At 37.9% G+C, this 7,398-nt stretch carries 8 protein-coding genes; 4 read left to right on the plus strand and 4 right to left on the minus strand.

Translation table 11 applies throughout. The features are described from left to right. Positions 1-67 precede the first annotated feature (67 nt). A complete protein-coding gene (locus DI076_RS04010) occupies positions 68-1,597 on the plus strand; it encodes an MASE3 domain-containing protein (RefSeq protein WP_108958719.1) in 1,530 nt (509 codons plus the stop codon). On the opposite strand, the gene DI076_RS04015 is transcribed toward DI076_RS04010, so the two are convergent. Genes DI076_RS04015 through DI076_RS04030 form a run of 4 tightly spaced genes read right to left on the minus strand, consistent with a single transcriptional unit; the run spans position 1,577 to position 5,251 of the window. Continuing rightward, positions 1,577-2,629 carry a hemin-degrading factor gene (locus DI076_RS04015; protein WP_108958720.1) on the minus strand — a complete coding sequence of 351 codons (1,053 nt, stop codon included), beginning with the start codon at positions 2,627-2,629 and terminating at the stop codon, positions 1,577-1,579. The two genes, DI076_RS04010 and DI076_RS04015, sit on opposite strands and share 21 nt — an antisense overlap. Beyond that, a complete protein-coding gene (locus tag DI076_RS04020) occupies positions 2,626-3,405 on the minus strand; it encodes a heme ABC transporter ATP-binding protein (protein ID WP_100726759.1) in 780 nt (259 codons plus the stop codon). Before DI076_RS04020 ends, DI076_RS04015 begins: the two co-directional genes overlap by 4 nt. Continuing rightward, on the minus strand, positions 3,402-4,388 hold the full coding sequence (locus DI076_RS04025) for a FecCD family ABC transporter permease (protein ID WP_108958721.1): 987 nt from the start codon (positions 4,386-4,388) through the stop codon (positions 3,402-3,404). The genes DI076_RS04020 and DI076_RS04025 overlap by 4 nt, the downstream gene beginning before the upstream one ends. Then, positions 4,385-5,251: a heme/hemin ABC transporter substrate-binding protein gene (locus tag DI076_RS04030; RefSeq protein ID WP_108958722.1), complete on the minus strand. Its 867-nt coding sequence runs from the start codon at positions 5,249-5,251 to the stop codon at positions 4,385-4,387. The genes DI076_RS04025 and DI076_RS04030 overlap by 4 nt, the downstream gene beginning before the upstream one ends. Before the next feature lie 127 nt (positions 5,252-5,378). Between DI076_RS04030 and DI076_RS04035 the strand changes: the two genes are divergently transcribed. The 3 genes from DI076_RS04035 to DI076_RS04045 all read left to right on the plus strand — a co-directional run. Further along, complete coding sequence (locus DI076_RS04035; RefSeq protein WP_108958723.1) at positions 5,379-6,086, plus strand: hypothetical protein; 708 nt, start codon at positions 5,379-5,381, stop codon at positions 6,084-6,086. Positions 6,087-6,147: 61 nt separating this feature from the next. Continuing rightward, on the plus strand, positions 6,148-6,837 hold the full coding sequence (locus DI076_RS04040; RefSeq protein WP_108958724.1) for an HmuY family protein: 690 nt from the start codon (positions 6,148-6,150) through the stop codon (positions 6,835-6,837). Further along, a partial coding sequence (locus tag DI076_RS04045) for a TonB-dependent receptor plug domain-containing protein (RefSeq protein ID WP_245918258.1) occupies positions 6,837-7,398 on the plus strand: 562 nt, incomplete at its 3' end. The genes DI076_RS04040 and DI076_RS04045, both read left to right, overlap by 1 nt.

Genomic DNA, 7,398 nt, shown 5'->3' on the forward strand with positions numbered 1-7,398 from the left:
TTTTTTAGAACTTAAGTTTTAAAACTTGAATTTTCGCTAATGATCTGTTAGTATACTCACCTAAAACATGCGTATTTATAACTCTTTCGTTGATTTGAAACAAATCCAATTTTATGGAATGATCCTTCTTTTTTGTATTATTCCTATAACATGTATTTTGCTTTTGCCTGATGTATTTTACAAAGAATATCCCATTGAGTCTTTCGTTGTTTTCCATAATATTACAGAAATTTTTAGTATCATCGTTTCGTTTTCCATTTTTGGGTTAGGGTATTCTTCCTTCCCCCAGAGCCGAAATACACAAACTTACTTTTTAAGTATTGGATTTTTGGTGATCGGGCTCATCGATTTTATGCATACACTCGGATATAAAGGGATGCCTGATTTTGTGACTCCCAATACAGGCAATAAGTCCACTCAGTTTTGGCTCATATCAAGGTTTATTACAGCTCTTGTGTTTATTGTAGCAATTTATGTGAAACCTAACAGACGGTATAGAGCTTTCCCAGGCAATCTATATATTGTCTTTGCGTTTCTATTGGTGGCTTTCGTTTACCAATTGGTCATTTTTAATTCGCATCTCATTCCAGATACATATGTCCATGGTGTTGGTCTCACTCAATTCAAAAAGAATGCTGAGTTAGTGATCATGTGTATGTTGGTTGTGGCTATTGCCTTATATTCCTTATCAAAATCCCTACATTCCGAAAAACAAAGACAATATTTTTTAGCTGCATTTATTATCTGCTTTTTTAGTGAGCTTGTATTTGCAGTGTATACAAGTGTATTCGATGTATTTAATGTATTAGGACATATTTTTAAAGTAGTTGCCTTCCAGTTTATTTATAAAGCAGTTTTTGTTTCTGCGATTAACGAACCTTATGAAAAGTTAATCCATACAAATTCGCTACTTTCCAAAGAAATACAAGAAAACGAAGAGTATGCAAAAGTCATACAGAAGTCATTAAAAGAAAAAGAGAATTTAATTGGTGAGATTTTCCATCGAACAAAAAACTCAATGGAGCTCGTTAGGTCACTTCTAATGATTCAGTCATCAGATTATCCGGATGATCAAAACATACGGAATATCGTGGAGAATACATCTCTCAAAATCCAAACCATGTCCCTCGTGCATGATCATTTGTACCAAAATAAAGACTTAAGTGAAATCCAAGTATCAGATTACCTTTTGTCGCTGACTGAAATGGTGAAACACATGTTCTTAAGTAAAGGCAACGGAGTCGAGATCCAATTAGAAGCGAACCAGGGTGTACTTTTATTGGATACTGCCGTTCCATTAGGATTAATCTTTACCGAACTTCTATCCAATAGTTTAAAGTATGCATTCACGGATGGTACAAAAGGTAAAATTTCGATCAAGTTTTGGATCGATGGGGATAGGTCTTATTTTGAATACAAAGATAATGGAATTGGTTTACCAACTTCATTTGATGTAAATGATCAAAAAAAATTGGGACTAAGCCTTCTTAAGATCATGGCTGAGAAACAAATGGGAGGATCCTTGAGTATTGATGGTACCCAAGGGTTTTCGTTGAAATTCGATTTTCCGAATAATTTATATAAGAGACGGGTTTGAAATTGTTTCTCTTCCTATAACATCATGGACTAACTCAAACCAGATTTTTGATTGAGGGATTCCTGGTTTTCTTTTTCCAAACATTTGTAATATAAGAGTTCCATCTTTGTCAAATAATTCTATAGAGGTAACAATTCCATCTCTTGTTGGTTTGTTTACTACATAGGATGTTTCAATTTGATCGGTTCTTAAGTGTAAATTAAAAATTGGATCTAAAACATTGAACCATGGTCCCATTATTTGTAAATTTTTGATTTTGCCGGTATGGATTTGGATGATACTTGGATTCCCTACAAAAATCATAATTTCGAGATCCATCTTGCTTACCTTGTGCAGTAATTCGAGGAAATCATTAGTCGCTATACGATAGGAAAATTTACCTTCTGCGGCTTGTAAGGAGAACTCACGCGAATAATCGTATTTTCTGAGTAAGGTGAAAAAATCGTGAGTATCTTCTAGTTGACTCCAGTCTTCTATAAATTTTGGGATCAGGTTTTTATCGTTTGATTCAATCTTTCTTTGTCTCGCAACGAATTCATTTGAAAAGCGAATGTTTTCGTCGACAAAGGTACTTTTTAGTGTTTCCCATCCTTCCTCAGAGGATTGTTCAGTATTGTAAATTTTGTGTACTGCTTCGCCTGATAGATCAAAAAATTGAAAACTTTTAGTCATTGAATCATTTTTCGTTTCTTCCACATAAAATCCAAATTTCCAATCCTTCAAAAAGATTCGTAGATCAATGTCTTCCCCGACAGCAAGTGCAGTTTGTCCATTGACTGATAAATTGGAGTAAGTCCCTTTTCTTTCGTGGACACAGGATTCATTGCGAGTCAAAGCCATTACATGCCCAAGTTTTGGAGTTTCCAAAAGGAATTCCGCAAAATTAGGTTTGAGTGTTTTGACTCCATTGCCAATGCGAGTAGCAAGGAGTTCTGCTTCACTTACGTTTAAGTGTTTTGCTGCATCTCGAATTCGTAAGTTTGGGATCTCGGTTTTAAGTGTTTCCCATTTTTGTTTCAAAGTATCGTTCATATTGGACCTCCTATGATCTCTGGTATGATAAAATTGATTTCATTTGTTTTCAGGATTTTTGTTTTGATTCCGAATGCGATTTCTATATTTTTTGTGGTTAACACTTCTTCTACGGAACCGGATTGTATGAGTTTCCCTTTGTCGATAAGTGTAACTCTATCTGCATACTGCGAGGCTAAATTTAAATCATGTAAGATCATAAACACCGCATAACCTTTGTCTGCCATGTGACGACAGATATTCAATGTTTGGTATTGGTTGGGAATGTCTTGAGCAGAAACTGGTTCATCTAGAAAGATGTACCTGGGAGGAGTTTCCCAAACTTGTGCTAAAATCCTTCCGAAATTGATTTTTTGTTTTTCGCCTCCCGATAAAGTAGGGTAGTGTTGTTGTCTTAACATAGTCGAATTCGTAATTTTCAGACAAGTTTCTACGATCTCACTATCTTTCGTTTTATCTGCTACATGTGGGTATCGACCAAGTGCAATGATTTGCTCTGACGGAATCGGAAAGTTGATTTGTGCATCTTGTGTTAAGACAGCTCTCGTCTTTGCCAGTTCGATTTTTGTAAAAGATTCTATTTCAACTTCATTACAATAAACTTTGCCTGATTGGAGTTTTGTGTCACCGCATAGTAAATGGAATAACGTAGATTTCCCTGCACCATTGCGACCAATGAGAACATGGAGTTCGCCTGGTTTGATTTCGATATTGATTCCTTCGAGAATGGGTTTCTTCCCAATTTGATAGGATATGTTTTTACCAATGAGTGTCATAATGACTGTTTCCTCTTTAGGATTAAATTTAGGAAAAAAGGAGCTCCGAGTAAGGCTGAAACGATGCCAACTGGAATTTCGGATGGAGCGATGATCGCTCTACAGATTGCATCAGCAAAACACAAAAGTCCTCCGCCTAAAAAATAAGAAGCATACAATAGGTAACGATAATCTTGTCCGATGGCAAGTCTCACAATATGTGGGACTGCAAGTCCAATGAATCCGATATTCCCAACAATGGAAATACAAGAGCCTACGCTTATCCCAATCAAAACTATCATACATGTTTTTAGAATTTCAACAGAGACGCCTAAATGATTTGCTTCCCGTTCCCCTAAGATAAGTACATTTAATGGTTTGATCAGGAAAGGACTTATGAAAATGGGGAGAAGATAGAAAATAGAAAATGATTTAAGTAGGTTCCATGACGCTCCACCCAAACTTCCCATATTCCAGAGTGATAAATTTCTTAATTGTGATTCACTTGCTAGATAACTTAAAATTCCAATAAAGGAAAAACAAAGTGAATTGACTGCAATGCCAGATAACAAAATTGACTCAATGTCTGTTTTCCCTTTTCTATTTGCGAAAATGAAAATGAGAAAACAGGAGATCATCCCACCAAAAAAAGAAAAAATGACAACACTCCAAATTGTATGAAGGAATGGGATGAATCCGCCGAGTACAATGGCAATCGATGCAAAGAGAGAACACCCAGCAGTGATCCCAATGAGTCCTGGATCAACAATAGGATTTCGAAATAAACCTTGCGCGAGTGCTCCCGACCATGCAAGGGAACCACCCACTAGAATCCCTAGTAAGATGCGAGGGATTCTTAACTCGAAGAAAACTTTTGATTCGATTGAATCCATAAACAAAATTTCGCTCCAATTAATCTTCATCGCTCCGAGTTGAGATGAGATGATGGTTGATAAGACTGCGAATAGAATGCTGAATGAGATAAAGAACTTTTGTTTCTTCATTCCATTTGTTTCCATTTCTCATTTAATGTTTTTAGTGCTTGTGGAAGCCGAGGGCCAAATCCTAACAGCAACTGGTCATCTACTAGGATGATATTTTTTTCTTTCCCCGCCCTGGTGAGTTCGATTCCATTGATGGACCAAATCGCATTCGTACCGCCGAATCCTTCAGCTGATGATTCTGGCATCAGAATGATATCTGGATTGGCTTTCACTAAAGCTTCACTCGTGAGTGGTTTGTATTCTGAAAATTCGGTGATAGCATTTTGTGCACCTGATAGGGTGATCATGGAATGAGCAGCAGTCCCTAAACCGGAAATGAAGATAGAGCTTGGGTTTCTTGAATAAAGAAACATCACTTTCACATTCGTTTTTTTCAGCTGGAGCGATTGTGTTTGTGTTCGAATTTGATTCACAAGACTTTCTGCTTCTTTTTTCTTTCCGAGTAGGTTCCCAACAGCTAACACACGATCAATGGGTGTATCTAGTTTGTATGTATCGGGAAAGAGTGTGACCTGGATCCCAGTCTCTCTAAGATTCTGTATGGTTTGGACAGGCCCTGCTGTTTCTAAACCAATCACTAAGGTTGGTTTAAAACTTAATATGCCTTCCGTTGTTAAGGTTCGTTGGTAACCAACTACTGGTAAAGACGTTACTTCTTTCGGATAACGTGAGGTTGAGTCGATGGCAACAAGTGTTGTATTGGCCTTTAGTGCATACACGATCTCTGTGATTGTTCCATGAAGGGAAACAATCCGTTCCCTTTTCTCGGACAAAAGAGGTGAGGCAAGGCATAGAATCAAAATGGGAAGGGAGTAGAATAGGGACTTGGAAATCTTTTTGTATAGGTTATGCGTATGGATCATGGGCCAAGACTGAGAGTGGGTGTGTCCTTTGTCAATAATAATGAGAATGAGACTCAAAATAATTATTGACGCAATCGGGTAGGTTTCTTTTTTGAGACTTAGAATCAATTAATCAAGGAGAGCATCCATGAACCTAACCAACCGAATATTTAAAATGGGACTACTGATCTGTTTCAGTTTTGTATCCATCCAATGTGATGATGATGACACCCAAACGGATACTGCAGTCTTTTTAGGATTGTTAGCTGCCGATGCCAACAAACGCTGTGAAACAAAGATTGATACATCGTATACATCTGGCTCGTATGCAACATTGTGTACGCCACAAGCAGGTCCTGGTCGTTTCTTTCGTTTGGAAGGAATGAAAGCCTTGGGGGACAATGGATACTTTTATTTATTCCTAGGATATTCACAAACACCAACTTCATCCACACCGAGTGCTTCAGGACAATATTCATTTGTTGCAGGTAAGTCAGTATCGAGTCCGAACCCATATGTTTGGTTTCGTAACTTGGAATATGGGAACTACCAAGGGGGACAAACTGCAAGTGGAGCCAACTCAACCGCATTTAGTTTTTCCACAGAGCAAGAGTTATGCGTATCGTTTTCAGGAACAACCAGTGCACCGACTACGTATTTATGGGTAACGGGTGTGAGTGGAGCAAATTGTAAGAATACCGCCACGCTTCTAAAGGAAAATGCAGTCATCAATTATGGAAGTTGGCCAAACTCAGGGAATGTTTTGTCTACGAGTGGCCAGTCCTTCTTTCGGTTTAGCAACGTGAGTCTTTTAACCGCATCAAAGATAGTCGTTTCATCGGAAAGTGTACTATAAATCAAACTCAGTCAGATCGGAATATTCGATCTGGCAATGAAATCTTAAGAAGAGAAAAGATATGCCATCAAAACAATTCATTTTAAAAACCTGTTTTTTATACTCCATTTTACTTATTATTAGTTCCTTCCAAATTCAATGTTCCATGAAACCAAAGACGGAAGATAATTCACAGGCTTTGCTTTTATTATTAAATGAAAGTAGTACGAGTTCCAATTGCTCTAGTGTTCCAACAAATGCTGTTGTGACTTCTGGATCCTTTACGACTTCAGCTAACGCGTCTTCTAATTGTAATTGGGTCTATGTAAGTTTGAAAAGGAATGGAGTTTTGTCGGATGTAAATAGTCAATGGGATCTTGCTTTCAAACGATACAATGTAGCAACGAATAGTGGGACAAGTGGATCTGGCTCCGGTGGAGCATGTGATTCCGGTCAAACAAACTTTTCCAATACATTTAATGGATCAGAATGTACGGCTGTAGTTGACCTAAAACTTTCCAGTTCAGGCGGAGGGCCTGTATCTGCTTCCTCAGAAAGTATCAATCCGACAATGGCGGCTCCCTTAGATCTATCACCAATGCCATCCGGTTATGGTACTTGGTATTCTTATTCCAATGGAATCTTAACTGCTAGGACAAAAGTATTCATTGTGACTGGAAGTGACGGCGCAAAGTATGCGGTCCAGTTTCTGGATTATTATAATGCAGCTGGTACATCAGGTTTTCCGAAGTTCCAATGGAAAAAACTCTAATGAAACCATTGGATTTATCCAACATAACAAGAGTTTTATTTTTCCTTGTATTTTGGAGTTTCATTATATTATTTTCGTTTCAGGGCATTTATCCAGAATCCAAAACGGATTCTATAGAAGATAAATCAAATATCATCACAGTCACAGGTACTAGACGAAAGAATTTATTAAAAGATTCTACCATTACAACTGAGGTCATCACAAGAAAAGATATCGATGCTATGGGGGCTCGAGATTTATCTCAAACCTTAGGTAATGTGCCGGGAATTGAGGTAAAACCTGCGCAGGCAGGAGAAAGAGGGCAGACTGTCCGGTTACAAGGTTTGTCTGCTCAAAATGTTCTCATCTTAGTGGATGGCCAAAGGACAACAGGGCGTTTTAGTGGCTCAATTGATTTGACTCGCTTTAAAGCAGAAGATATTGAAAGGATCGAAATCGTAAAGGGTGCTTCTTCAGCCATTTATGGTTCTGATGCCATTGCAGGAGTCATCAATATCATCACAAAAGAAGCACAAGATCCTCTCTATGCAGAATTTCGTTCGTTAGGTGGTGCTGGTAGTG

The sequence above is a fragment of the Leptospira ellinghausenii genome, from assembly GCF_003114815.1.
Lineage (GTDB): Bacteria > Spirochaetota > Leptospiria > Leptospirales > Leptospiraceae > Leptospira_A > Leptospira_A ellinghausenii.

Excerpts from the sequence above, each read along its gene's own strand:
- DI076_RS04025 (WP_108958721.1), bottom strand. The coding sequence starts at position 4,388 with ATGAAGAAACAAAAGTTCTTTATCTCATTCAGCATTCTATTCGCAGTC.
- DI076_RS04015 (WP_108958720.1), bottom strand. The coding sequence starts at position 2,629 with ATGAACGATACTTTGAAACAAAAATGGGAAACACTTAAAACCGAGATC.
- DI076_RS04020 (WP_100726759.1), bottom strand. The coding sequence starts at position 3,405 with ATGACACTCATTGGTAAAAACATATCCTATCAAATTGGGAAGAAACCC.
- DI076_RS04040 (WP_108958724.1), top strand. The coding sequence starts at position 6,148 with ATGCCATCAAAACAATTCATTTTAAAAACCTGTTTTTTATACTCCATT.
- DI076_RS04010 (WP_108958719.1), top strand. The coding sequence starts at position 68 with ATGCGTATTTATAACTCTTTCGTTGATTTGAAACAAATCCAATTTTAT.
- DI076_RS04035 (WP_108958723.1), top strand. The coding sequence starts at position 5,379 with ATGAACCTAACCAACCGAATATTTAAAATGGGACTACTGATCTGTTTC.
- DI076_RS04030 (WP_108958722.1), bottom strand. The coding sequence starts at position 5,251 with ATGATCCATACGCATAACCTATACAAAAAGATTTCCAAGTCCCTATTC.